The 24,990-nt window shown below is 60.7% G+C and carries 15 protein-coding genes; 8 read left to right on the forward strand and 7 right to left on the reverse strand.

The window, feature by feature from the left end; all coding sequences use genetic code 11:
* Positions 1-40 precede the first annotated feature (40 nt).
* From C9422_RS00720 to C9422_RS00735, 4 genes are all read left to right on the forward strand, one after another.
* The gene (locus C9422_RS00720; protein WP_116579307.1) at positions 41-3,148 is read left to right on the forward strand and encodes an efflux RND transporter permease subunit; all 3,108 of its coding nucleotides are present in this window, start codon (positions 41-43) and stop codon (positions 3,146-3,148) included.
* The gene (locus C9422_RS00725) at positions 3,145-4,626 is read left to right on the forward strand and encodes an efflux transporter outer membrane subunit (protein ID WP_116579308.1); all 1,482 of its coding nucleotides are present in this window, start codon (positions 3,145-3,147) and stop codon (positions 4,624-4,626) included. Before C9422_RS00720 ends, C9422_RS00725 begins: the two co-directional genes overlap by 4 nt.
* A gap of 296 nt (positions 4,627-4,922) precedes the next feature.
* Positions 4,923-7,004, forward strand: a complete 2,082-nt coding sequence (locus C9422_RS00730) for a bifunctional diguanylate cyclase/phosphodiesterase (protein WP_116579309.1) — start codon at positions 4,923-4,925, stop codon at positions 7,002-7,004.
* 178 nt (positions 7,005-7,182) lie between these two features.
* The gene (locus C9422_RS00735; RefSeq protein WP_007974372.1) at positions 7,183-7,929 is read left to right on the forward strand and encodes an SDR family oxidoreductase; all 747 of its coding nucleotides are present in this window, start codon (positions 7,183-7,185) and stop codon (positions 7,927-7,929) included.
* A gap of 149 nt (positions 7,930-8,078) precedes the next feature.
* Here the strand turns inward: C9422_RS00735 and mapR are convergent, their stop codons facing one another.
* From mapR to C9422_RS00750, 3 genes are all read right to left on the reverse strand, one after another.
* Positions 8,079-9,488 carry a GntR family transcriptional regulator MpaR gene (mapR, locus tag C9422_RS00740; RefSeq protein ID WP_116579572.1) on the reverse strand — a complete coding sequence of 470 codons (1,410 nt, stop codon included), beginning with the start codon at positions 9,486-9,488 and terminating at the stop codon, positions 8,079-8,081.
* A 141-nt stretch (positions 9,489-9,629) separates the two neighbouring features.
* Positions 9,630-11,042 (reverse strand): cytochrome c oxidase accessory protein CcoG, encoded by a 1,413-nt coding sequence (gene ccoG, locus C9422_RS00745; RefSeq protein WP_116579310.1) that lies wholly within the window; start codon positions 11,040-11,042, stop codon positions 9,630-9,632.
* Between the two features lie 195 nt (positions 11,043-11,237).
* Complete coding sequence (locus C9422_RS00750; protein ID WP_015095303.1) at positions 11,238-11,471, reverse strand: DUF3203 family protein; 234 nt, start codon at positions 11,469-11,471, stop codon at positions 11,238-11,240.
* A 121-nt stretch (positions 11,472-11,592) separates the two neighbouring features.
* Between C9422_RS00750 and C9422_RS00755 the strand changes: the two genes are divergently transcribed.
* Positions 11,593-12,093 carry an MgtC/SapB family protein gene (locus C9422_RS00755; RefSeq protein ID WP_116579311.1) on the forward strand — a complete coding sequence of 167 codons (501 nt, stop codon included), beginning with the start codon at positions 11,593-11,595 and terminating at the stop codon, positions 12,091-12,093.
* A gap of 6 nt (positions 12,094-12,099) precedes the next feature.
* On the opposite strand, the gene C9422_RS31965 is transcribed toward C9422_RS00755, so the two are convergent.
* Entirely contained in the window at positions 12,100-12,336 is a 237-nt protein-coding gene (locus C9422_RS31965; RefSeq protein WP_133248991.1) for a hypothetical protein, read from the reverse strand.
* 246 nt (positions 12,337-12,582) lie between these two features.
* Positions 12,583-12,750: a hypothetical protein gene (locus tag C9422_RS32135; RefSeq protein ID WP_165824736.1), complete on the reverse strand. Its 168-nt coding sequence runs from the start codon at positions 12,748-12,750 to the stop codon at positions 12,583-12,585.
* Positions 12,751-12,953: 203 nt separating this feature from the next.
* On the opposite strand from C9422_RS32135, the gene C9422_RS00760 reads away from it, so the two are divergent.
* The 3 genes from C9422_RS00760 to glgB all read left to right on the forward strand — a co-directional run bounded on the left by C9422_RS00760 (position 12,954) and on the right by glgB (position 20,663).
* Positions 12,954-14,951, forward strand: coding sequence for an alpha-1,4-glucan--maltose-1-phosphate maltosyltransferase (locus C9422_RS00760; RefSeq protein ID WP_116579312.1), 1,998 nt, complete (start codon positions 12,954-12,956; stop codon positions 14,949-14,951).
* Positions 14,952-15,087: 136 nt separating this feature from the next.
* Positions 15,088-18,429, forward strand: coding sequence for a maltose alpha-D-glucosyltransferase (gene treS, locus C9422_RS00765; protein ID WP_116579313.1), 3,342 nt, complete (start codon positions 15,088-15,090; stop codon positions 18,427-18,429).
* 2 nt (positions 18,430-18,431) lie between these two features.
* Positions 18,432-20,663, forward strand: coding sequence for a 1,4-alpha-glucan branching protein GlgB (glgB, locus tag C9422_RS00770; protein WP_116579314.1), 2,232 nt, complete (start codon positions 18,432-18,434; stop codon positions 20,661-20,663).
* A gap of 135 nt (positions 20,664-20,798) precedes the next feature.
* Here the strand turns inward: glgB and C9422_RS00775 are convergent, their stop codons facing one another.
* Positions 20,799-23,654 (reverse strand): RHS repeat-associated core domain-containing protein, encoded by a 2,856-nt coding sequence (locus tag C9422_RS00775; RefSeq protein ID WP_256589841.1) that lies wholly within the window; start codon positions 23,652-23,654, stop codon positions 20,799-20,801.
* A gap of 81 nt (positions 23,655-23,735) precedes the next feature.
* Complete coding sequence (locus C9422_RS00780; RefSeq protein ID WP_116579315.1) at positions 23,736-24,803, reverse strand: autotransporter outer membrane beta-barrel domain-containing protein; 1,068 nt, start codon at positions 24,801-24,803, stop codon at positions 23,736-23,738.
* Positions 24,804-24,990 lie beyond the last annotated feature (187 nt).

The raw sequence follows: 24,990 nt of genomic DNA on the forward strand, positions 1-24,990 counted from the left end.
TTTCTTGCAGCTTGCAGCTTGCCGCTAGTGGTTACCACCTATGAATCTCTCGGGTCCATTCATCAAACGCCCCGTGGCAACCATGCTGCTTTCATTGGCCATCATGCTGCTGGGTGGCGTGAGCTTCGGTTTGCTGCCCGTGTCGCCGCTGCCGCAAATGGACTTTCCGGTGATCGTGGTCCAGGCCAGCCTGCCCGGCGCCAGCCCCGAAGTCATGGCGTCGACCGTGGCCACGCCGCTGGAGCGCTCCTTCGGCGCCATCGCCGGGGTCAACACCATGAGCAGCCGCTCCAGCCAGGGATCGACCCGGGTGATCCTGCAATTCGACCTCGACCGCGACATCAATGGCGCGGCGCGGGAAGTGCAGGCGGCCATCAACGCCTCGCGCAACCTGCTGCCCAGCGGGATGCGCAGCATGCCGACCTACAAGAAGGTCAACCCGTCCCAGGCGCCGATCATGGTGCTGTCGCTGACGTCAGATGTGCTGGAAAAAGGCCAGCTCTATGACCTGGCTTCGACGATCCTGTCCCAGAGCCTGTCCCAGGTGCAGGGCGTCGGCGAGGTGCAGATCGGCGGCAGTTCGCTGCCGGCGGTGCGTATCGAACTCGAACCGCAGGCGCTGAACCAATACGGCGTGGCCCTGGACGATGTGCGCAACACCATCGCCAATGCCAACGTGCGCCGGCCCAAGGGTTCGGTGGAAGACGATCAGCGGCTGTGGCAGGTCCAGGCCAACGACCAGTTGGAAAAAGCCAAGGACTACGAGTCGCTGATCATCCACTACAACGGCGGCGCGGCCCTGCGCCTCAAGGACGTGGCCAAGGTCAGCGACGGCGTCGAAGACCGCTACAACAGCGGTTTCTTCAACGACGACGCGGCGGTGCTGCTGGTGATCAACCGGCAAGCCGGCGCCAACATCATCGAGACGGTCAACGAGATCAAGGCGCAGCTGCCGGCGCTGCAGGCGGTGTTGCCGGCCAGCGTCAAGCTGAACCTGGCCATGGACCGCTCGCCGGTGATCAAGGCGACGCTGCATGAGGCGGAAATGACCTTGCTGATCGCCGTGGCGCTGGTGATCCTGGTGGTGTTCCTGTTCCTCGGTAATTTCCGTGCCTCGCTGATCCCGACCCTGGCGGTGCCGGTGTCGCTGGTCGGTACCTTTGCCGTGATGTACCTCTACGGCTTTTCGCTGAACAACCTGTCGCTGATGGCGCTGATCCTGGCCACCGGGCTGGTGGTGGACGATGCCATCGTGGTGCTGGAGAACATTTCCCGGCACATCGACGAAGGCGTGCGGCCGATGAAGGCGGCCTACCTCGGCGCCCAGGAAGTCGGCTTCACCTTGCTGTCGATGAACGTGTCACTGGTGGCGGTGTTCCTGTCGATACTGTTCATGGGCGGGATCATTGAAAGCCTGTTCCGCGAGTTTTCCATCACCCTGGCGGCGGCCATCGTGGTGTCGCTGCTGGTGTCCTTGACCCTGACCCCGATGCTCTGCGCCCGCTGGCTCAAGCCGCACACGCCGGGGCAGGAGAACCGCCTGCAACGCTGGAGCCGGCGGGCCAACGACTGGATGGTTGGCAAGTACGCCACCAGCCTCGACTGGGTGCTGCGCCACAAACGCCTGACGTTGCTCAGTCTGTTCGTGACAATCGGCGTTAATATTGCGCTGTATGTCGTTGTTCCTAAAACATTTCTACCTCAGCAGGATACCGGCCAACTGATCGGTTTCGTGCGCGGCGACGACGGCCTGTCCTTCAGCGTGATGCAGCCGAAGATGGAGATTTTCCGTCGGGCTGTATTGAAGGATGAGGCGGTAGAAAGCGTCGCCGGTTTCATAGGCGGCAGTAACGGCACCAACAACGCCTTCATGCTGGTACGCCTGAAGCCGATCAAGGAGCGCAACATTTCCGCGCAGAAAGTCATCGAACGCCTGCGCAAGGAAATGCCCAAGGTGCCCGGCGCTCAGCTGATGCTCATGGCCGACCAGGACCTGCAGTTCGGTGGCGGCCGTGAGCAGACCACCTCGCAATACTCCTACATCCTGCAAAGCGGGGATCTCGGGGCGTTGCGCGAGTGGTATCCGAAAGTCGTCACCGCGCTCAAGGCCTTGCCGGAACTGACGGCCATCGATGCGCGGGAAGGTCGGGGCGCCCGGCAAGTGACCCTGATCGTCGACCGCGACCAGGCCAAGCGCCTGGGTGTCGACATGGAGATGGTCACGGCGGTGCTGAACAACGCCTACAGCCAGCGGCAGATTTCGACCATCTACGACAGCCTCAACCAGTATCAGGTGGTGATGGAGGTCAACCCGAAATACGCTCAGGACCCGGTCACCCTCAAGCAGGTCCAGGTGATCACTGCCGATGGCGCGCGGATCCCGCTGTCGACCATCGCCCATTACGAAAACAGCCTGGAAAACGACCGGGTCAGCCATGAAGGCCAGTTCGCCTCGGAAAGCATTGCCTTCGACATGGCTGAAGGCGTGACCGTGGAGCAGGGCGGTGCTGCCATCGAGCGGGCGATTGCCAAGGTCGGGCTGCCGGAAGAGGTGATCGCGAAAATGGCCGGCACAGCCGACGCTTTCGCGGCGACCCAAAAAAGTCAGCCGTGGATGATTCTGGGGGCGCTGGTGGCGGTGTATCTGGTCTTGGGTGTGCTGTACGAAAGCTACATTCATCCGCTGACCATCCTGTCCACCCTGCCGTCCGCCGGGGTCGGCGCGTTGCTGTCGATCTATGCGCTGGGCGGCGAGTTCAGCCTGATTTCGTTGCTGGGGCTGTTTCTGCTGATCGGCGTGGTCAAGAAAAACGCCATTCTGATGATTGACCTGGCGTTGCAGCTGGAGCGGCATCAGGGCATGGCGCCGCTGGAATCGATTCGCAGTGCCTGCCTGCAACGTTTGCGACCGATCCTGATGACCACCCTGGCGGCGATCCTCGGTGCCTTGCCATTGTTGCTGAGCCGCGCCGAAGGGGCGGAAATGCGCCAGCCGCTGGGCCTGACCATCATCGGCGGGCTGATCTTCAGCCAGGTGCTGACGCTTTACACCACCCCGGTGGTTTACCTCTATCTCGACAAACTGCGCCATCGCTTCAACAAATGGCGTGGAGTGCGTACCGATGCTGCTCTGGAAACTCCGCTATGACTGAACGTTCGCTTTTCAACCTGGCTGCACCGCTGATCACGGCTCGAGGCTCGCGTCTGCTGAGCCTGTCACTGTGCGTGGCGATGCTCAGTGCCTGCGCCGTCGGCCCGGATTACCAGCGCCCGCAAACCGCGGAACCTGCGCAGTACAAGGCCGCAGAAGGCTGGCGCCAGGCCAGCCCGAGCGATGCCCTGGCGCGCGGCGCATGGTGGGAGCTGTATGGCGATCAACAGCTCAATGGCCTGATCGAGAAGCTCAACAGCGCCAACCAGACCGTCGCCCAGTCCGAAGCCCAGTACCGCCAGGCCCAGGCCTTGGTGCGCAGCGCACGCGGGGCGTTTTTCCCGACTGTCGACCTGAACGTCAGCAAGAACCGTTCAAGCCAGGGCACCGGTAGCAGCAACTCCAGCCTGAGCAGTTCGTCCAGCGGTATTCGCGACACCTATTCGGCCCAGGCGGGCGTCAGTTGGGAAGCGGATGTGTGGGGCAAGCTGCGCCGTGGCCTGGAAGCCGACACCGCGAATGCCCAGGCAAGCTTTGCCGATCTGGCGGCCATGCGCCTGAGTCAGCAGTCGGAGCTGGTGCAGAATTACCTGCAATTGCGCGTGATCGATGGGCAGAAGCGTCTGCTGCAGGACACGGTCGAGGCCTATCAGCGCTCCCTGAAGATGACCGAGAACCAGTACCGCGCCGGCGTATCGGGCAAGGACGCCGTGGCCCAGGCCCAGGCCCAGCTCAAGAGCACCGAAGCGGACATGATCGACCTGATCTGGCAACGCGCCCAGTTCGAGAACGCCATTGCCGTGCTGATCGGTCTGCCGCCGGCGGAGTTCAGCCTGGCGGAAAGCCAGGACATTCCACAGTTGCCGCAAGTGCCGCCGGCCCTGCCTTCGCAGTTGCTGGAGCGTCGCCCGGACATCGCATCCGCCGAACGCTCGGTGATGGCCGCCAACGCCAACATCGGCGTGGCCAAGGCGGCCTATTACCCGGACCTGACCCTGAGCTTGAACGGTGGTTACAGCAGCAGTACCTCGAAAGACTTGTTCAGCCTGCCGAACCGCTTCTGGTCCGTCGGGCCGCAATTGGCCATGACCCTGTTCGACGGCGGCCAGCGCTCGGCGGAAGTCGACCGCAGTGAAGCGGCCTATGACGAAACAGTGGCCAAGTACCGCCAGACCGTGCTGGACGGGTTCCGCGAAGTGGAAAACTTCCTGGTGCAGCTCAAGGTACTGCAGGACGAAGCCGTCGTGCGCCAACAGGCGCTGGACGCCGCCCGTGAATCGTTGCGCCTGACCCAGAACCAGTACAAGGCCGGCTTGATCGCGTACATCGATGTGGTGGTGACCCAGGCGGCAGCGCTGAGCAATGAGCGCAGCAACCTGGACCTGTTGCAAAGCCGCCTGATCGCCAGCGTGCAGTTGATTGCCGCGCTGGGCGGTGGCTGGGACGGGCAGCTTGAGGTGAGCGAGAGCCGATAGCGCAATCTAACGGACACTGCAATCCCTGTGGGAGCGAGCTTGCTCGCGATAGCGGTGGTTCAGGCAACATTCATGCTGAATGTGACGCAGCCATCGCGAGCAAGCTCGCTCCCACAGGTTTTGTGGTGCCAGCAGCTTGATGCGACTTAATGTAAAACCTTAAAACAGACGTTTCATCGGACTGATGGCCCTTTGCTAATTTTGTGAGTGCGTTCTCATTTGGAATCAGTACAATCGCCGCATTTTCCCCCGGCGAGAATCAATACCATTAACGGGGGCATTCGCGAGAAGTCCCCATGCTCATCGGTAGCTATTCCCCCACCCTGGTTATCATTTCGCTCTGTGTAGCGATTCTCGCTTCCTATACCGCACTCGACCTGACCGGACGCATTGCCACTGCCAAAGGCCGTTCCGTGCATTTGTGGACCGCGGGCGGGGCCATTGCCATGGGCATCGGTATCTGGTCGATGCACTTTATCGGCATGCTCGCGTTCAAACTGCCGATCGATCTGGGCTATGACGGCGCAATCACCCTGTTGTCGCTGTTGATCGGCGTGCTCTCCAGCGGTTTTGCGCTGTGGCTGGTCAACCAGCCAAAACTGCCGGCCTGGCAACTGGCCTTTGGCGCGCTGGTCATGGGCGCCGGCATCAGCGCGATGCACTACACCGGCATGGCCGCCATGCGCATGCAACCGGGCATCGACTATGACCCAACGCTGTTCGGCGCTTCGCTGATGATCGCTGTCGCTGCCTCGGGCGCGGCATTGTGGATCGCGTTCCATTTACGCCAACACACGCCTTATGTCCGCCTGATCCGTGGCGGTGCCGCCGTGATCATGGGCATCGCCATCGTCGGCATGCACTACACCGGGATGGCCGCTGCACGCTTTGCCGATGGCAGCTTTTGCGGGGCGGCGGTCAACGGCCTGAATGGTAAGGGCCTGGACAACCTGGTGCTGATCACCACGTTGGCGGTGCTGTGCATTGCCTTGCTGACCTCGATCCTCGATGCGCGCCTGGAGGCCCGCACCGCGAGCCTGGCCCAGTCGCTGACCGAAGCCAACCGTGAACTGACCCAATTGGCCCTGCATGACACCCTCACCGGGTTGCCTAACCGGACGTTGCTCGCCGACCGCATCGATCAGGCCATGTCGCGGGTTCGTGAACAGGGTGGTTGCTTTGCCCTGATGTTCATCGACCTGGACGGCTTCAAGCCCGTCAACGATGCCTTCGGCCACCACATGGGCGACTTGCTGTTGCGCGAAGTGGCCCTGCGCCTGCGCGAAGACTTGCGCAGCCAGGACACCCTGGCGCGGATCGGCGGCGATGAGTTCGTGTTGCTGGTGCAATTGAGCGAACAGAACGATGCCTTGAACCTCGCGGCCCGCCAGGTCGGGTTGATCGCGCAGGCGTTCCGGGTTGCCGAACATGATTTGCACATTTCCGCCAGTGTCGGCATTGCGCTCTATCCGGGTAACGGTCAGTCCGCCCACGAATTGCTGATGAATGCCGACGCGGCGATGTACCACGCCAAGGGCGCCGGTAAAAACGGCTACAGCTTTTTCGACGCCTCGATGAACACCAACGCGCGCAAGCAACTGCAATTGCTGCAGGATTTGCGCAATGCTGTGGAACATCAGGAATTCAGCCTGCATTACCAGCCCAAGTTCGATGCCGCCAATGGCCGGCCTGTGGGCGCCGAGGCCCTGTTGCGCTGGGAGCATCCGACGCAAGGGTTGCTGTTGCCGGACAAATTCATCGAACTGGCGGAAAAAACCGGGCTGATCATTCCGATCGGCGAGTGGGTGCTCAACGAAGCGTGCCGCCAGATGCGCGAATGGTACGTGCTGGGCTACACCGATTGGCGCATCGCCGTGAACCTGTCGGCCATCCAGTTTTGCCATGCCGGACTGGTCCAGAGCGTCGCCAAGGCACTGGCGACTCACCATCTGCCGGCCAACAGCCTGACCCTGGAAATCACTGAAACCACCGCCATGAGCGATGCCGACGCGAGCATGACGGTGCTTCAGGAGCTCTCGGAAATGGGAGTCGACCTGTCCATCGACGATTTCGGCACCGGTTACTCGAGTTTGATGTACCTCAAGCGCCTGCCGGCCAACGAACTGAAGATCGACCGCGGTTTTGTCCGCGACCTGGAGCGCGACAGTGATGACGCCGCCATCGTTTCGGCCATCGTGGCGCTCGGCCAGGCGCTGGGGTTGCGCATCGTTGCCGAAGGTGTGGAGACGGACTCGCAGCAGGACTTCCTGACGCAACTGGGCTGCGACTCGTTGCAGGGTTACCTGCTGGGGCACCCGCTGCCGGCCGCAGGTTTCATGATGGAAATCCATCGCTCGGAGCGATTGGCGCTGGCTTGAAAGTCCGTGTCATCGTTCATCGCGGGCAAGCCACGCTCCCACAGAATATGCAGAACCTGTGGGAGCGTGGCTTGCCCGCGATGGCGTCTATGCAAACGCCACCGAAGCCATGCAAAAACCATCAATGGCGGTTATTCTTGCCCCCGACCGCTTAAGCTTTGATTGGGGGAAGGCTCGCATGGACAAAGTCATCGTCATCACCGGCGGCAGTCGCGGCATTGGTGCCGCCACCGCACTGTTGGCCGCCGCGCAGGGCTATCGGATCTGCATCAACTACCAGGCGGACGAAAAGGCTGCACTCGGCGTGCTGGAGCAAGTCCGCGCCCTCGGTGCGCAAGCCATTGCGGTACGGGCCGACGTCAGCATCGAAGACGAAGTCATCGCGCTGTTCCATCGGGTCGACAATGAACTGGGCCGGGTTACCGCGCTGGTGAACAACGCCGGCACCGTGGGGCAAAAGTCCCGGGTCGACGAAATGTCCGAGTTCCGCATCCTCAAGATCATGAAAACCAACGTCCTGGCGCCGATCCTCTGCGCCAAGCACGCGATCCTGCGCATGTCGCCCAAGCATGGCGGGCAGGGCGGCAGCATCGTCAACGTGTCCTCGGTGGCCGCACGCTTGGGCGCGCCCAACGAATACGTCGACTACGCGGCGTCAAAAGGTGCGCTGGACACCTTCACCATCGGCCTGTCCAAGGAAGTGGCAGGTGAGGGGATCCGTGTCAACGCGGTGCGCCCGGGCTACATCTACACCGATTTCCATGCCTTGAGCGGCGATCCGGACCGGGTCAGCAAGCTGGAATCGGCGATTCCGATGGCACGGGGCGGGCGGCCGGATGAAGTGGCGGAGGCGATTGTCTGGTTGTTGTCGGACAAGGCTTCCTATGCGACGGGGACTTTTGTTGATCTGGGTGGTGGGCGTTGATCTGAGGTTTGCGTTATCAGTGCTGGCCTCTTCGTGGGCAAGCCCGCTCCCACAGGGTTATCTGGTGTACGCAAAGTCTGTGAACACCCGAGATTCCTTGTGGGAGCGGGCTTGCCCGCGAAGGCATTTGACCGGGCGACGCCTGTGTATCAGAACGACCGCACAATCCGCCCCAGCGTCTCCATCGCCTTCTCCGCCGCCTCATCCCACGGGCTCCCATAATTCAACCGAATACAATTCCTGAACCTTTGCATCGGCGAAAAAATCGGTCCCGGTGCAATGCTGATCCCCTGCGCCAGCGCCATCTGAAACAACTTCAACGAATCCATCTGCTCCGGCAATTCCAACCACAAAAAGTACCCGCCCGCCGGTTGGCTGACCCGCGTCTGTGCCGGGAAATAGCGGGCGATGGCGGCGAGCATGGCGGCTTGCTGGTCTTCCAGCGCGTGACGCAATTTACGCAGGTGTCGGTCGTAGCCGCCGTGTTGCAGGTAGTCGGCGATCGCTGCCTGCGCAGGCATCGACGCGCACAGTGAGGTCATGAGTTTCAGGCGTTCGATTTTCTGCGCGTAGCGCCCGGCGGCGACCCAGCCGATGCGGTAACCGGGGGCCAGGCTCTTGGCGAACGAGCCGCAATGCATCACCAGGCCTTCGGTATCGAAGGCCTTGGCCGGTTTCGGGGCTTGTTGACCGTAATACAGCTCGGCGTAGACATCGTCTTCGATCAGCGGCACCTGGTGGCGACGCAGCAGTTCCACGAGTTGCTGTTTCTTGGCCTCGGGCACGGTGGCGCCCATGGGGTTCTGGAAGCTGGTCATGCACCAGCAGGCCTTGATCGGATGACGCTCCAGGGTTTGCTCGAGCACGCCGAGGTCGATGCCGTCGCGCGGGTGCACGGGGATTTCCACGGCTTTGAGTTTCAGGCGTTCGAGCACTTGCAGGCAGGCATAGAACGCCGGGGCTTCGATGGCCACCAGGTCGCCAGGCTGCGTCACCGCTTGCAGGCACAGGTTGAGGGCTTCCAGGGCGCCGTTGGTGATCAGCAGTTCTTCCATGGGCAGCATCAGTCCGCCCACCATGTAGCGCAGGGCGATTTGCCGGCGCAGCTGCGGGTTGCCGGGCGACAGGTCGGTGACCACCATGCGCGGGTCCATCTCGCGGGTGGCGCTGGCCAGGGAGCGGGACAAGCGTTGCAGCGGGAACAGCGTCGGGCTGGGGAATGCCGAGCCGAAGGCCACGGTGTTCGGGTCCTTGATCGAGTCGAGTACCGAAAACACCAGTTCGCTGACGTCGACTTCCGTGGATTCGTTGACCTGGCTGCTGATCACCGGCTCGGAAAACGGTCGCGGCGCATGGGCATTGACGAAATAGCCGGAGCGCGGACGGGCGCGGATCAGCCCGCGGCGTTCCAGCAGGTAGTAGGCCTGGAACACCGTCGACGGGCTGACGCCGTAGGTCTGGCTGGCGTAGCGCACTGACGGCACACGTTGCCCCGGTCCGAGGACGCCGGAGCGGATCAGTTCTGCGATGTCGTCGGCGAATTTCTCGTAGCGTTTCATCAAAAAGCCCGGTTGGGTGTCTTTTGGAAAGAGGTGACGGTGGTACCGCCAGGATCGCAGCCACGGCAGCTCCAATGGATCGGCTTGCTTGTGTAGGAGCTGCCGAAGGCTGCGATCTTTAACGCTCTGCATCTTAAAGGCTCAGCGATTCATTGGCGCAACAAACCGGCTCTTCGCCACGCTGTAGACGCCAGGCTCATCGCTGTCGATTACCTTGAAACTGATGCTCTGCGAACTGCTGGCCGAGCGCTCCGAGAGCATCGCCACCGACACCGGCAGATCGACAATCTCACCCGGCGCCAGGCTCAGCACGGCCTTGCCCTGCAACTCGAAATCATCGGCATCGACCAGACTCAATTGATAGTCCTGACGCTGCTGGGTCTTGTTGATCACCTTCAGGCTGTAGATGTTTTCGATCTGGCCCCGGCTGTTTTCGCGGAACAGGCCCCGGTCCTTGCTGACATCGAGCGAGACCATCGGCCGTTCCACCAATGCCACCACCAGGGCGGCGATCATCACCAGCAGCACGGCGGTGTAGCCGATCAGGCGCGGACGCAGCAGGTGCGTCTTGCCACCTTGCAACTGATGCTCGGAGGTATAGCTGATCAATCCTCGGGCGTAGCCCATTTTGTCCATGATCGAATCGCAGGCGTCGATGCACGCGGCGCAACCGATGCATTCCATCTGCAAGCCATCGCGGATGTCGATGCCGGTCGGGCAGACCTGTACGCAGAGCTGGCAATCGATGCAATCGCCCAGACCAACCTCGGCGGGTTTGACCTCGCGTTTGCGCGGGCCACGGTTTTCGCCACGGGCCACGTCGTAGGAAATGGTCAGGGTGTCTTTGTCGAACATCACGCTCTGGAACCGCGCGTAAGGGCACATGTGCATGCACACCGCTTCACGCAGCCAGCCGGCATTGATGTAGGTGGCACCGGTGAAAAACAGCACCCAGAACAGGCTGACGCCGCTCATTTGCAAGGTCAGCAACTCTTCGGCCAGTGGCCGGATCGGGGTGAAGTAGCCGACGAAGGTCAGGCCGGTCAGCAGGCTGATGGCCAGCCACAAGGTGTGTTTGGCCGAGCGCCGCATCAGCTTGTTGATGCCCCACGGCGCGGCTTGCAGCTTGATCCGTTGGTTGCGCTCGCCCTCGGTGATTTTCTCGCACCACATGAAGATCCAGGTCCAGGAACTTTGGGGGCAGGTGTAGCCGCACCAGACCCGGCCGGCAAACACAGTGATCGCGAACAGGCCGAACGCGGCGATGATCAACAGTGCCGACAGCAGGATGAAGTCCTGCGGCCAGAACGTTGCGCCGAAGATATGGAATTTACTTTCGGAAAGATCCCAGAGCACCGCCTGGCGGCCGCCCCAGTTCAACCAGACAGTGCCGAAAAACAGCAAAAACAGAAAACCCGCGCCACTGATGCGCAGGTTGCGGAACAACCCGGTGAAGCTGCGGGTGTGGATCAGGTTGTCGCGGGTGATGGCCTTCGTCTTTGGACGCGAAGGCTCGAATGTTTCTACGGTTCGGACGGGGATTCTTTCGCTCATGGTCTTTCGCTCATCAGCCTCCATCAGGCAAGAGCACTATGAGCGGCGATCTGTTTGCATAACAGACTCAGGTATTGCATTAAAAAGCGGATCAGATGGCCGTGTTCGCCCGGCCTGCGACAACTTGAAGCAGCCGTCGCACAAAGGTGCAAGCGCCTATGCACAACAGCTGCGGCGGGTGTTGATCAACGTCAGTCAAATCACCGAATCACTGTCGCTGGCTTTCAGGTGCCGGCGTCCATCCACCGCGCCTGCGACGGTCAAGGCGTCGGCTTCCGCCTCGGTGATGTAGATGCGCTGGCCTTCGATGTCCACCGCCGACATGGCTTTGCGACCATCGGTGACGATGGTCACGTCAGGGCACAGACGAATTTGTTCGCCATTTTCGGTGGTGAAAAAGCAGGTCTGGTTCTCGATGCGAACGGTCATGGCGGAATCCTTTTTCAGGGGGTATCTGAAGTTTCAGGCCGCAACCGCCGGTCATCGTTCTGTGCGACCGATTAATGGTCGCTGCGGTCCACTCTCCATGGCTCCTCACAAGGACAACACCATGAACGCCTGGTGGCACGAAGTCTGGGTGACCCTGCAAGCCGAGTTCGCCGACATCACCGATGCCTCGCAATTGACGCGGATGACCGTGCGTCTGCTGATGGCTGCCGTGCTGGGCGGGATTCTCGGCTTCGAACGCGAGCACCAGGGCAAGGCCGCGGGCGTGCGCACCCACATGCTGGTGGCGATGGGGGCGGCGCTGTTCGTGCTGGTGCCGCAGATGTCCGGCTCACAGGCCGATGCCATGAGTCGGGTCGTGCAGGGCGTGATTGCCGGTATCGGCTTTCTCGGGGCCGGCACCATCCTGAAAAACCACGAAGGCGACGAAAGCGACGTCAAGGGCCTGACCACCGCCGCCGGCCTGTGGATGACCGCCGCCATAGGCGTCGCCACCGGGCTGGGCCGGGAGGCGACGGCAGTGCTCAGCACGCTGTTGGCGTTGGGGGTGTTCAGTGTTATGCCGAGGATCGTGAAGCTGATTGACAAGGATCATCGACCCTAGGAGCTGTCAGGGATTCACCCTGTCTGCGCAAGTCGCTCCACAGTCTGAATCCTGCTCGTCGCTCTGCGTTTCCGAGAGTTCGTGCTGGCTGTAGTCCATATCGCTGTGCAGCAGATGTTTCTCCAGTTCCCTGATGATCGAGCTTTTGGTTGATTGTTCAGAGGGATTGCGTTCGGCTTTGAAGCAAAGAAATTCGTAGTTGAATATTTTCAAGGGATGGCCAGCCGTCGGTGGGTCGTTCACGGTTTAGCGCGTGGGACTGTGCGCTAGTTCTGTTTGTGAATTCGCTGACGCTGGAAAAAAACGTTTTCATGACTAACCACACTCAAGGCTGCAGAAGTGATGGCTATATAAGGCGCGGGGTGCAGGTTTCGTAAAGAGTCGGACGGGCAGAATTGGCGCTTTAGGATCGGTACTACAGGTACTTGGGAAGCGTCGTTCATTTTTGATGATCGTCCCTGGTGTCGAGGCAGGAACGATCAACTGTCTTCATTCAGGATTCACAATCACCGGCGGCATCGTCGCTGGCGGTTCTTCCCTTGGCGGCGGGGTCGTGCCGGGCGGCTCCTGTTCTGGCACCGGTTGTGGTTCGCTGGGGGGGATCACCGGGTTGTCGATGTTTGGATCGGGGGTTTCAGCCGGGAATGGATTGTTCATTGGTCAGGCCTCCGGTGGCACATGGCGTGAGTCGTGCTTAAGTAGATGGACTGCTGCGCGAACGATTTGATTCCGCAAATTGCCGATGAACTTTTCCCGGCGGCTGTCGCTCGGAACCTAAGTGAGTAGGTCCCGGGGCGAATGGCCCAACGGGGTGGCGACCAGACACAAGCGCGTCCATGGGGCGTAAGGAGAGAGGCTCGATGACGGCTGAAAAACCGACTGAGTTGAGCTACAACCCGCACATGCCGCTGGCGCAGGCGCTGTTGCTGCCGCGCATTGTCATAGAAAACATCATGCCGACCCTTGAAGGCGGGCAGTTCGCGGTCAAGGCCGTGGTGGGACAGGATGTGGTGGTCACGGCCAAGGTCTTTGCCGACGGGCATGACAAGCTGGCGGTTCGCGTGCGCTGGCGGGCCGAGGACGAGGACGTCTGGCAAAGTGCTGTCATGCACGATCTGGGCAACAACGGCTGGCAGGGGCAGTTCCGAGTGAACAGTCAGGGCCGTTATCTTTACTGTATCGAAGCCTGGATCGATCAGTTCGCCAGTTTTCGCTACGAATTGGAAAAGAAGCATGTGGCAGCGGTGCCCGTCAGCCTCGAATTGCAGGAAGGGCGGATCCAGGTGCAGCAAGCCGCCGAGCGCAGTGACGGGCAACTCAGTGAGCAATTGGCGGCATTGCACCATGAACTGGCAGGACTGCTCGAAACCGAGCAGGTCGCACTGTTTTTGCACCCGCGTAGCGCCGACCTCATGGCCCGCGTCGATCATCGTGCCTACCTGAGCCTGAGTCCGGAGTACCCGGTGGATGTGGAGCGCGAGCTGGCGCAGTTCGCCAGTTGGTATGAATTGTTTCCGCGTTCGATCACTGACAGCCCGGAACGCCACGGTACTTTCAACGACGTGCATTCGCGGCTGGCGATGATCCACGACATGGGCTTCGACGTGCTGTATTTCCCGCCGATCCACCCGATAGGGCGCAGCTACCGTAAAGGCCCGAACAACTCGCTGACGGCAGGCCCCGATGATCCGGGCAGTCCTTATGCGATCGGTAGCGAGGAGGGCGGGCACGAGGCGATTCACAAGCAGTTGGGGACTCGCGAAGACTTCCGTCGACTGGTCTCGGCCGCTGCGGCCCACGGCCTGGAAATCGCCCTCGACTTCGCCATCCAGTGTTCCCAGGACCACCCATGGCTTAAGCAGCACCCCGGCTGGTTCAACTGGCGGCCCGACGGCTCGATCAAATACGCGGAGAACCCGCCGAAGAAATACCAGGACATCGTCAACGTCGACTTCTATGCCCCCGAGGCGATTCCGAGCCTGTGGGTGGAGTTGCGTGACATCGTGGTGGGCTGGGTCGAGGAGGGCGTGAAGATCTTTCGCGTCGATAACCCGCACACCAAGCCGTTGCCGTTCTGGCAATGGCTGATCGCCGATGTACGGGCGCTGTACCCCGAAGTGATCTTCTTGGCCGAGGCCTTTACTACTCCGGCGATGATGGCGCGCCTGGGCAAGGTCGGTTATTCCCAGAGCTACACCTATTTCACCTGGCGCAACACCAAGGCCGAACTGGCGACTTACTTCACTGAACTCAACGAATCGCCGTGGCGCGAGTGCTATCGGCCGAATTTTTTCGTCAATACACCGGACATCAACCCGGCGTTCCTGCATGCGTCCGGGCGTCCCGGGTTCCTCATCCGCGCCGTGCTGGCGACCATGGGTTCGGGCCTGTGGGGCATGTATTCGGGTTTCGAGTTGTGCGAGTCGGCACCGGTGCCGGGCAAGGAAGAGTACCTCGACTCCGAGAAGTACGAGATCCGCCCCAGGGACTTCAACGCGCCGGGCAACATCATTGCCGAGATTGCCCAGCTCAACCGCATCCGCCGGCAGAACCCGGCGCTGCACACGCATCTGGGCCTGAAGGTCTACAACGCCTGGAACGACAACATCCTGTACTTCGGCAAACGCAGCTTTGACGGCAGCAACTTTATTCTCGTGGCGGTCAGTCTCGATCCGCACAACGTGCAGGAGGCGAACTTCGAGTTGCCGCTGTGGGAAATGGGCCTGCCCGACGACGCCAGCACCCAGGGCGAAGACCTGATGAATGGCCATCGCTGGACCTGGCATGGCAAGCATCAGTTCATGCGGATCGACCCGGCGTACCAGCCGTTCGGGATCTGGCGCATCACCGCCTCTTGAATGCGCCGCCCCCCTGTAGGAGCTGCCGCAGGCTGCGATCTTTTGCGTTAAAGAGAAGATCAAAAGATCGCAGCCTGCGGCAGCTCCTACAGGGGCGTATTGAGAGCGGCCTTTATGAATTCACCAGGAGTTTCACATGGCGAAGAAACCCAAGGCAGCCACGTTCATCAAGGACCCGCTCTGGTACAAGGATGCGGTGATCTATCAAGTACACGTCAAATCGTATTTCGACTCCAACAACGACGGGATCGGCGACTTTCCCGGCCTCATCGCCAAGCTCGACTACATCGCCGACCTGGGCGTCAACACCATCTGGCTGTTGCCCTTCTATCCCTCGCCACGGCGCGACGACGGTTATGACATAGCCGAGTACCGCGGCGTGCACAGTGACTACGGGACCATGGCCGATGCCAGGCGTTTCATTGCCGAGGCACACAAACGCGGCCTGCGGGTGATCACCGAACTGGTCATCAATCACACCTCCGACCAGCATCCGTGGTTCCAGCGCGCACGCAAGGCCAAACCCGGATCGGCGGCGCGGGACTTCTACGTGTGGTCCGACGACGATCAGAAATACGACGGCACCCGCATCATCTTTCTCGATACAGAGAAGTCCAACTGGACCTGGGACCCGGTCGCCGGCCAATACTTCTGGCACCGTTTCTACTCCCACCAGCCGGACCTGAATTTCGATAACCCGCAAGTCATGAAAGCGGTGCTGTCGGTGATGCGTTACTGGCTCGACATGGGCATCGACGGCTTGCGCCTGGATGCGATTCCCTACCTGATCGAGCGCGACGGCACCAACAACGAAAACCTGCCGGAAACCCACGACGTCCTGAAACAGATCCGCGCCGAAATCGACGCCAATTACCCCGACCGCATGCTGCTGGCGGAGGCTAATCAGTGGCCGGAGGACACCCAGCTGTACTTCGGCGACACCGACAAGAAAGGCCTGAACGGCGACGAATGCCACATGGCCTTTCACTTCCCGTTGATGCCGCGCATGTACATGGCGCTGGCCCAGGAAGATCGCTTCCCGATCACCGACATTCTACGCCAGACCCCGGATATTCCCGCCAACTGCCAATGGGCGATCTTCCTGCGCAACCACGATGAACTGACCCTGGAGATGGTCACCGACAAGGAACGCGATTACCTGTGGAATTACTACGCCGCCGACCGTCGCGCGCGGATCAACCTGGGGATTCGCCGGCGTCTGGCGCCGCTGGTGGAGCGTGATCGACGCCGGGTCGAACTGCTCAACAGCCTGTTGCTGTCGATGCCCGGCACGCCGACCCTGTATTACGGCGACGAGATCGGCATGGGTGACAACATCTACCTTGGCGATCGCGATGGCGTGCGCACGCCGATGCAATGGTCCATCGACCGCAACGGCGGTTTCTCCCGCGCCGACCCGGCCAGCCTGGTACTGCCGCCGATCATGGACCCGCAATACGGCTATCTGTCGGTCAACGTCGAAACCCAGGCCGGCGACCCGCATTCGCTGTTGAACTGGACCCGGCGCATGCTCGCCGTGCGCAAGCAATCCAAGGCCTTCGGGCGCGGTACATTGAAGATGCTGTCGCCGAGCAACCGGCGGATTCTGGCCTACACCCGTGAATACACGGGGGCGGACGGCAAACACGAAGTCATCCTGTGCGTGGCCAACGTGTCGCGCAGTGCCCAGGCCGCCGAGCTCGATTTGTCGGCCTACGTCGGCATGGTGCCGGTGGAGATGCTCGGGGGTAACGCGTTCCCGCCCATCGGCCAGTTGAATTTCCTCCTGACCCTCGCGCCCTACGGCTTCTACTGGTTCGGCCTCGCCGCGGAAAACCAGATGCCCAGCTGGCATGTGGAACCCGCACAAAGCCTGCCGGACTTCACCACGCTGGTGCTGAAAAAACGCATGGAAGAACTGCTCGAAGCGCCGTCACGCCACACCCTTGAGCAAAGCATCCTGCCCAGCTGGTTGCAGAATCGTCGCTGGTTCGCCGGCAAGGACGCCGCCATCGAGCAGGTCGATCTGGCCTACGGCGTGCGCTTCGGCGATGCGCAACATCCGGTGCTGTTCAGTGAGATCAATGTCATCAGCGCTGGCCAGAGCAGTCGCTATCAGTTGCCGTTCGGCTTTATCTCCGAGGATCAGGTCGGTACGCCGCTACCGCAGCAGCTGGCGCTGTCGCGGGTACGGCGCGGACGCCAGGTCGGCCTGATCACCGATGCCTTCAGCCTGGAATCCTTCGTGCATGCCGTATTGCAAGGGATTCAGGCCGGTACCGTATTGCCCAGCAGCGATGGCGACATTCGCTTCGAGTCCACTGCCGAACTGGAAAAGCTCGGCCTCAACGCCGATTCGCCGGTGCGCTACCTGTCGGCGGAACAGTCCAACAGCTCGGTGGTGATCGGCAACAGCATGGTGCTCAAGCTGATCCGCAAGGTCGCCAGTGGCGTGCATCCTGAACTGGAAATGAGCGCCTGTCTGACCGCAGCCGGGTTCAGCAATATCTCGCCACTGCTGGGCGCCGTGGTGCGCCGGGACGGGGCGGGTGAGGACAACCTGCTGATGATCGCCCAGGGCTACCTGAACAATCAGGGCGATGCCTGGGAATGGACGCAAAACAACCTCGAACGGGCGCTGCGCGATGAACTGGCCGACGCCATGTCCGAGCAGGAGCAACACTACAACGCGCTAGGCGAACTGAAAGATTTTGCCGGTATGCTGGGCCGGCGCCTGGGGGAAATGCATCAGGTGCTGGCAGCCCCGAGTGCCAACCCGGACTTCTCGCCGCAGGTCACCACGCAGAAGGACGCGCTGGCCTCGGCCAGGGATGTCGCAACGCAAATCGAGCACGCGCTGAACTTGCTCAAGCAGCATCAACATCAACTGACCCCGGCGGACCAGACCCTGGTCAGCCATTTACTGGACAACAAAAAAGCCATTCTCGGACATGTACAAGCGTTGGGTAAAAAGACTGCGGGCGGCTTGCGCATTCGTGTGCATGGCGACCTGCATCTGGGCCAGGTGCTGGTGATCAAGGGCGATGCGTACTTGATCGACTTCGAGGGGGAACCGGCGCGGCCCTTGCATGAACGTCGGGGCAAACACAGCCCGTACAAGGATGTCAGTGGCGTGCTGCGTTCCTTCGACTATGCGGCGGCAATGGCGATCAACGTGCACAACGTCGATAACACGGCGGCGGCCGATGCCGCGCGTGTGCGGGTCACCGAGCGCTACTTGAGTGAAGCGCGAACAGCATTTGTCGACGCCTATCGGCTGGCGGCAGCTAGTCTTGCCCATGCATGGCAAGATCCCGAAGGCGAAGACGCTGCGCTGGCGTTGTTCGGTCTGGAGAAGGCGGCGTATGAAGTGGCCTATGAGGCGGAAAATCGCCCCACCTGGTTGCCCGTGCCGTTGCACGGTTTATATGGATTATTGAGTGGGCTTAAACCCTTTTCCGATCTTGGTGGAGAGTAGTCATGAGTGTCTCGAACAAGGAACAGGGTCATCACAAAGGAGCGCTGCTGCCCGGCGCACGGGATATCGATGCCTTGGTGCGCGCCGAGCATATCGATCCCTTTGCCATACTTGGCCCTCACAGTGATGGTGCCGGTGGACAGTTCATCCGCGCCTATCTGCCAGGCGCCCTGAGTGTGGAAGTCCTGGCCAGGGACTCGGGCGAAGCGCTTGGGAGTCTTCAAGCCACAGAGACGCCGGGATTGTTTGTCGGGCATTTCGACCGCGCGCAAGCGTATCTGCTGCGCACCCGTTGGGCCGGCGGCGAGCAGACGGCCGAAGACCCTTACAGCTTCGGCCCCTTGCTGGGCGACATGGATTTGTACCTGTTTGCCGAAGGCAATCACCGCGACCTCAGTGCGTGCCTCGGTGCCCAGCTCAAGACCGTGGACGGCGTCGACGGTGTGCGTTTCGCGGTGTGGGCGCCGAATGCCCGGCGGGTGTCGGTGGTGGGTGATTTCAACGTCTGGGACGGGCGCCGCCATCCGATGCGCCTGCGGCATCCCACCGGGGTCTGGGAGTTGTTCATCCCGCGTCTGCAAGCAGGGGACGCCTACAAGTACGAAATTCTCGGTGCCCACGGCATCCTGCCGCTGAAGGCCGACCCGATGGCGCTGGCCACCAGTCTGCCGCCGGACACCGCCTCGAAAGTCGCCTCGCCGCTGAAAATAGACTGGCAGGATCAGGACTGGATGCTATCCCGTGGCGACCACCAGCGGGTGACGGCGCCGTTGTCGATCTACGAATTGCACGCCGGTTCGTGGCAATGCGAACTGGACGACCTGGGTGAAGTGGCCCGCCAGTACACCTGGCCGGAACTGACCGAGCGACTGATTCCCTATGTCAAAGACCTGGGCTTCACTCACATCGAACTGATGCCGATCATGGAGCATCCGTTCGGTGGATCATGGGGTTATCAACTACTGTCGCAATTCGCGCCGAGTGCGCGTTATGGCACGCCGGACCAGTTCGCCGCATTCGTCAACGCCTGCCACCAGGCCGGCATCGGGGTGATTCTCGACTGGGTGCCGGCGCATTTCCCGACCGATACCCACGGCCTGGCCCAGTTCGACGGCACGGCGCTGTACGAGTACGGCAACCCGCAGGAAGGTTTCCACCAGGATTGGGACACGCTGATCTACAACCTGGGGCGCACCGAAGTGCACGGCTACATGCTGGCGTCGGCGCTGCACTGGCTCAAGCATTTCCACGTCGATGGCCTGCGCGTCGATGCCGTGGCCTCGATGCTGTACCGCGACTACTCGCGCAAGGCCGGCGAATGGGTGCCGAACCGCCATGGCGGGCGCGAGAATCTGGAAGCCATCGACTTCCTGCGCCACCTCAACGATGTGGTCGCCCTCGAAGCACCCGGTGCCCTGGTGATCGCCGAGGAATCCACCGCCTGGCCGGGCGTCAGCCAGGGCACGCAACAGGGTGGCCTGGGCTTTGCGTACAAATGGAACATGGGCTGGATGCACGATTCGCTGCATTACATCCAGCAGGACCCGGTGTACCGCGCCCATCACCACAACGAACTGAGTTTTGGCCTGGTGTACGCCTGGTCCGAACGTTTCATCCTGCCGATCTCCCACGACGAAGTGGTACACGGCAAACACTCGCTGATCGACAAAATGCCCGGCGATCGCTGGCAGAAGTTCGCCAACCTGCGGGCCTACCTGAGTTTCATGTGGGCGCACCCGGGCAAGAAACTGTTGTTCATGGGCTGCGAATTCGGCCAATGGCGCGAGTGGAACCACGATCAGCAACTGGACTGGTACTTGCTGCAGTACTCCGAGCACAAGGGGGTACAGAAACTGGTCGGCGACCTCAATCGCCTGTACCGCGAAGAACCGGCACTGCATGAGCAGGACGATGTGCCGCAGGGTTTCCAATGGCTGATCGGCGATGATGCGATCAATAGTGTTTATGCGTGGCTGCGCTGGAGCAAGGACGGCCGGCCTGTGCTGGTGGTGGCGAACTTTACGCCGGTGCCGCGTGAGGCTTATCGGGTTGGGGTGCCGTTTGCGGGGCAGTGGAACGAGGTGCTCAACAGCGATTCGTCGATTTATGCCGGTTCCAATTACGGCAACAGTGGCGGGGCGATGGCCGAGGACACGCCGAGCCATGGGCAGGCGTTGTCGCTGGTGTTGAATTTGCCGCCGTTGGCGGTGTTGATGTTGCGGCCGGAGGGGTGATCCGGGACCGCATCGCTGCCTTCGCGAGCAGGCTCGCTCCCACAGGTTCCATGTGATCCTGTGGGAGATTCTATATTGCGGGGAAATCCTGCAATCTCAAACTCAGCTGGTAGTTGCCTTTGTTTTCCTGAATCCTTAATGCGGCAACGGACTTCTGGGACCTGTATACCCCCGTTTTTCGTGAAGATGGATAATTCGGTTTGCCTTATCAACTTCTATAACATCAAAGTCTGCGTGTGGTGTAAATACAGATCCTTTTACTGCCGATGCAGAAGTTGCGCCGTTCATACTTGCGGCGCTAAAGCCTTTTATTTTAAAGATGCCACCTTCTAAGTTGGATCTGAATTCTTCGGCAACTGATTGATCGAGGGATACTGAGAGAAAACTCATGGAATGAAGTACGGTGCCACTTTCTTTGGCTGCTTCGTAAGCATTCAATGCCGCGTCGGTTAATCTGCCTCCTCGAAAATAAGTTCGCAGTTTTGTATTTTCTTGATGATATATTTGGTGGCTTACACTTTTGGCATCGTCTAAATCGAAGACACTAGCCGCTATTTTGATGTTTTTTTTAAATGCTATCCCGCTGCGTCCTTCAAATAGCTTTTCATCTCGAGCCCGTATTTCGCGTATTACCGTTGTTTCATCTATTTTTATTTTTGATCCTTTTCTCATTGCATTATTGATCGTGTCTGATCCATGGGTTGTTGTGTATAGCGCGATAAATGTTTTTATGTCGTATTTATTTTTTGGGGTGGGGATGTTTTTTTTGGATGGGGTGACTACCACTTTTCTTGTCTGTGGCGCTTCGGTTGTAGCGGTTGCTGCAAAGCCCAGCCCTGACATGATCGTACCAGCATACTGTTTTGGGTCAGCACCTTTTCCCTTCAAGTACTGATTAACAACATCAAGGACATCCTCTTGAGAAAGGTTGCCCATGTCACGTTTGATGGTGTTTGTTATACGGCTAATATCAGCAGTTGTTAGTTCTACCCCTGCATGCCCTTCCAGATCTCCAAGATTGATGGGGCTGTTGCTCACCATCGCATACAAATTCATCCCATCCACATATCCCGCCGGATCCGGATTAGTCCACCGCTGCAACCACGGCGCGTAATATCTGAACCCATAATAGTAAAGCCCCGTCGCGTCCCGCTCCTTGCCCGAATACCGCACGGTTTTGTATTTGGCTTCTGTGGCCGAACGCGCCGCGAAACACGCCGTGCCACCAAACGGGTAATACCATTCCTGGCTGATCAGGTCGGCGTTCTGGTCCAGTTCCAGGGCGCTGGATTGCAAGTGGTCGTTGAGGCTGTAACGCACCTGGTTGTTGGCGATGTCCTCGGGTTGTCCGGCGACCCAATGCAACACCTGCACGCTGTTGCTACCGGCGCTGGCGGTGATCACGTGAAGGACTTCCCCGGTGCCGCCATGACTGCGGATCTCCACACCGGGCAGGTAGCGCACTTCGCTGATCAGCGTGCGCGCATTGGTCTGGTTCGCGCGAAGCTTGCGTACACGTTGGCCGCCACTGTCATAGATATAGCGTTCGTAGTCGTCCTCAGCCTCTTCGCGCACCACCGGGCGTACGACGGTGAGTTGATTGCGCAGGTCCCACTCCAGCGTCTGGCCGGTTTGCAGTTCACGCAGGTTGCCGTTGGCATCGAACCCGGCAGCGATTTCCGCTTCAGTCGGTGGCCGGCCGTTGCGTTCGGGCAGGCAGCGGTTGCTGTATTTGGCGCGAGTCAAAAGGCGGCCGTGGGGCTGGGCGCCGACGTGCACCAGGTCCAGCAGGTTGCCGCCGGCGTCGTAGTGGTAGGTCTGGGTGTAGTTGGCGACCTGGCTGGGGTCGAGGGGCAGGGGGTTCAGGTCGGGCAGGGCGGGGCCGCCGTGGCCGGTTTTGGCTTCCCAGCCGCGGGCTTCGATCAGTTGACCGAGGGTGTCATAGCGATAGGTCTTGAGCGGTTCGATGCGCTGGTTGTTGAAGTAGCGGATCGGTTGGGCGGCGTCTTCGAGGCTTAGCACGTTGCCGTTGGCGTCGTAGCGGTAGCACAAGTCGTGAAGGGGCGTGCCATCGGCTTTGTGCGCGCTCAAGCCAATCAGGCGTCCGTCCGCGAGGTCGTAGCGATGGCGGGTGATGACGCGGTTGCCGGCGGTTTCCGACTCGATCTGGCCGGAGGCGTTGTAATGGAGAGCGCTGGCCAGCGTCATCTCGTCCTCACCGACCAGGGTCAACCGCGTGTTTTTCAATTGGCCGGCGACGGTGTAGGCAAAGCGCTGGCGGTTGCCCAACGCATCCGTTTGCTGGAGGGGTTCGGCGCCTGGCGAGTAGACATGGGACGTGGTGGCGCCATCGCCGGCTTCGAGCAAGGCGTCGCGGGCGGCCTCGCTCGCCGGCCAATCCGGTGAGTCGGCATCGCGCAAGAAGTGCCGAACCTGTTGCAGCACTGCACCGCCGAGCCCCAATTCCTTCAGGTGCAGCGTGCCGGCCGGATCGTCATGGCGAATCAGTTGGCCGCAGAGGTTATGCTCGGCTGTGTCGGCATCAACCCCCGCATAGGTAAAGCGCTCAATCACGTGTTCTGCGCTCTCACCGCCATGCTCTCGCACCGCCACGGGGCGCAACAGTGCATCGAACTCGGTCAGCGTGCAGCTGCCACGACCGTCCCAACGCTCAACGATTTGCCCGGCAGCACCCTGCAACGCGACCCGCCACCCGGCGTCAAGGCTGTCACTCGCCAATGGCACGCCGGACAAACTGAACACCTGACTGAGGTTGGCCGGCACCGACACATCGTTCTGCGCCAAGGCAAACAGATACGGATCCCGACTGGCCACGGGCCGTCCGGCGGCGTCGAAGCATTGATGCGTGACCCGTGTCTCAACCGGATCAACCGCTTGCCGCCGATGGTATTGAATGGCCCTGACCGCCAGCCCGCGCGGGTCTGACACCGCAAGGGTGGGCGTGCCGTGATGCGCATGGTCCACAGACATCCGTGCCGGCCTCGATCAGGGTGACTTGCCCATTACAATGCATCGCCGTCATTGCCTTGGATACTGTAAGAAATACCTGTTTTACCAACGCATCCGCACACCCAGGCTGCCGATCAACCCATTCAAATCATTGTCGTCCACGTCGCTGCTGTAGTCGGCGCTGACGTACAGGCTCACGGTCGGGGTGACTCTGGCGACCAGACCCAGGCCCAGTTCGACGGTCGAGGACTTGCGGCTGCTGCTGATCTTGTCGACCTGATCGAGGGTCACGGCATTGCCGGTGTACACGGTGTGCCACAAGTTGGTCCGCACGTAGGGTTCGACCGGCATCCCGCTGATGTCGTAACTGCCTTTCAAGTGCGCACCGACTCGACCGCTCCACGAAGTCAGGTCACTGGAAGAGGCGTTGCCCGAGCCTGCATACGGGGTGTCCAGGGTGATGCGCTGATTGATCAATTGCGCCTGGGGTTCAATCACCCAGTTTTCACCCAGACCGATAGGGAAGCCGCCTTCCACCGACAGCGTCATCGCGCTGCCCTCGGTGGCCCTTCGGGTCCCTTGTTCGTTGCGGCTGAAGCCGTTGACCCGGCCACCGCTGGCGGTCAGGTCGACGTGCCAGCCTTGTGGACCGGTCAGGCTCCAATAGGCGCCGAGGCTTTGCCCCCGGAGGTTGAGCGCGTCGCGGTTGGGATCGGACATGGCCGGGGTGATCTGCGCGCCCTTGTTGTTGAGCGAGTACTGACTCGTGCCGCCGACCAGGCCAACCCTTTGCGTATGGCCGTCGGCACTTTGCAGAGTGAGGATCGCCGGGCCTTTGAGTTCGTGGGTGCCGGGAACGGCCATAGCCTGGGAAATGTAATCGGTTTGTGCCTGGCGAGAGGGCTGGCCGTAGAGTTGGTCCCAGGCCGTGGGCGCGGCATCTTCGGTGGTCAGGTTGGAACTGCGCAGATCGGGATGGGCGCTGAATTGACCGGGCCAGGTTGCTGCAAGGGTAGTCAGACCGATAGTCGGGATGTCCTGGCGATACCACGGCGTTGTTTCCTGCTCGGCAGTGGCGGCGAGCAATTCAATGGAGGAACACAGCAGAAGTGAACTCGATACAGTGCAAAAAGTGAATTTGATCTCTTGTGAAGTGAGTGAAGTTTTCATGGAGGTCTACCTTGCAGTCGCATGCGGTATCTCGTTCTGGCGTCTCTCCTACCCCGAATGAGGGGCGACCGAATGGATTAGGCGGCGTCACGGGCTGCCCGTTTTTACGGGAGCCCGCGGCGGGTCCTGGTAGTGTTTTCGGGGGTAGTAACTTGAAGTCAAGAAGACCGAAACAGTCGAGTCAAGA

The sequence above is a fragment of the Pseudomonas sp. B1(2018) genome (assembly GCF_003097365.1).
Classification (GTDB): Bacteria; Pseudomonadota; Gammaproteobacteria; order Pseudomonadales; family Pseudomonadaceae; genus Aquipseudomonas; species Aquipseudomonas laurylsulfatiphila.

Excerpts from the sequence above, each read along its gene's own strand:
- C9422_RS00725 (WP_116579308.1), top strand. The coding sequence starts at position 3,145 with ATGACTGAACGTTCGCTTTTCAACCTGGCTGCACCGCTGATCACGGCT.
- C9422_RS00760 (WP_116579312.1), top strand. The coding sequence starts at position 12,954 with ATGACGGCTGAAAAACCGACTGAGTTGAGCTACAACCCGCACATGCCG.
- C9422_RS00735 (WP_007974372.1), top strand. The coding sequence starts at position 7,183 with ATGGACAAAGTCATCGTCATCACCGGCGGCAGTCGCGGCATTGGTGCC.
- ccoG (WP_116579310.1), bottom strand. The coding sequence starts at position 11,042 with ATGAGCGAAAGAATCCCCGTCCGAACCGTAGAAACATTCGAGCCTTCG.
- glgB (WP_116579314.1), top strand. The coding sequence starts at position 18,432 with ATGAGTGTCTCGAACAAGGAACAGGGTCATCACAAAGGAGCGCTGCTG.
- mapR (WP_116579572.1), bottom strand. The coding sequence starts at position 9,488 with ATGAAACGCTACGAGAAATTCGCCGACGACATCGCAGAACTGATCCGC.
- treS (WP_116579313.1), top strand. The coding sequence starts at position 15,088 with ATGGCGAAGAAACCCAAGGCAGCCACGTTCATCAAGGACCCGCTCTGG.
- C9422_RS00780 (WP_116579315.1), bottom strand. The coding sequence starts at position 24,803 with ATGAAAACTTCACTCACTTCACAAGAGATCAAATTCACTTTTTGCACT.
- C9422_RS00775 (WP_256589841.1), bottom strand. The coding sequence starts at position 23,654 with ATGTCTGTGGACCATGCGCATCACGGCACGCCCACCCTTGCGGTGTCA.
- C9422_RS00730 (WP_116579309.1), top strand. The coding sequence starts at position 4,923 with ATGCTCATCGGTAGCTATTCCCCCACCCTGGTTATCATTTCGCTCTGT.
- C9422_RS00755 (WP_116579311.1), top strand. The coding sequence starts at position 11,593 with ATGAACGCCTGGTGGCACGAAGTCTGGGTGACCCTGCAAGCCGAGTTC.
- C9422_RS00750 (WP_015095303.1), bottom strand. The coding sequence starts at position 11,471 with ATGACCGTTCGCATCGAGAACCAGACCTGCTTTTTCACCACCGAAAAT.
- C9422_RS00720 (WP_116579307.1), top strand. The coding sequence starts at position 41 with ATGAATCTCTCGGGTCCATTCATCAAACGCCCCGTGGCAACCATGCTG.
- C9422_RS32135 (WP_165824736.1), bottom strand. The coding sequence starts at position 12,750 with ATGAACAATCCATTCCCGGCTGAAACCCCCGATCCAAACATCGACAAC.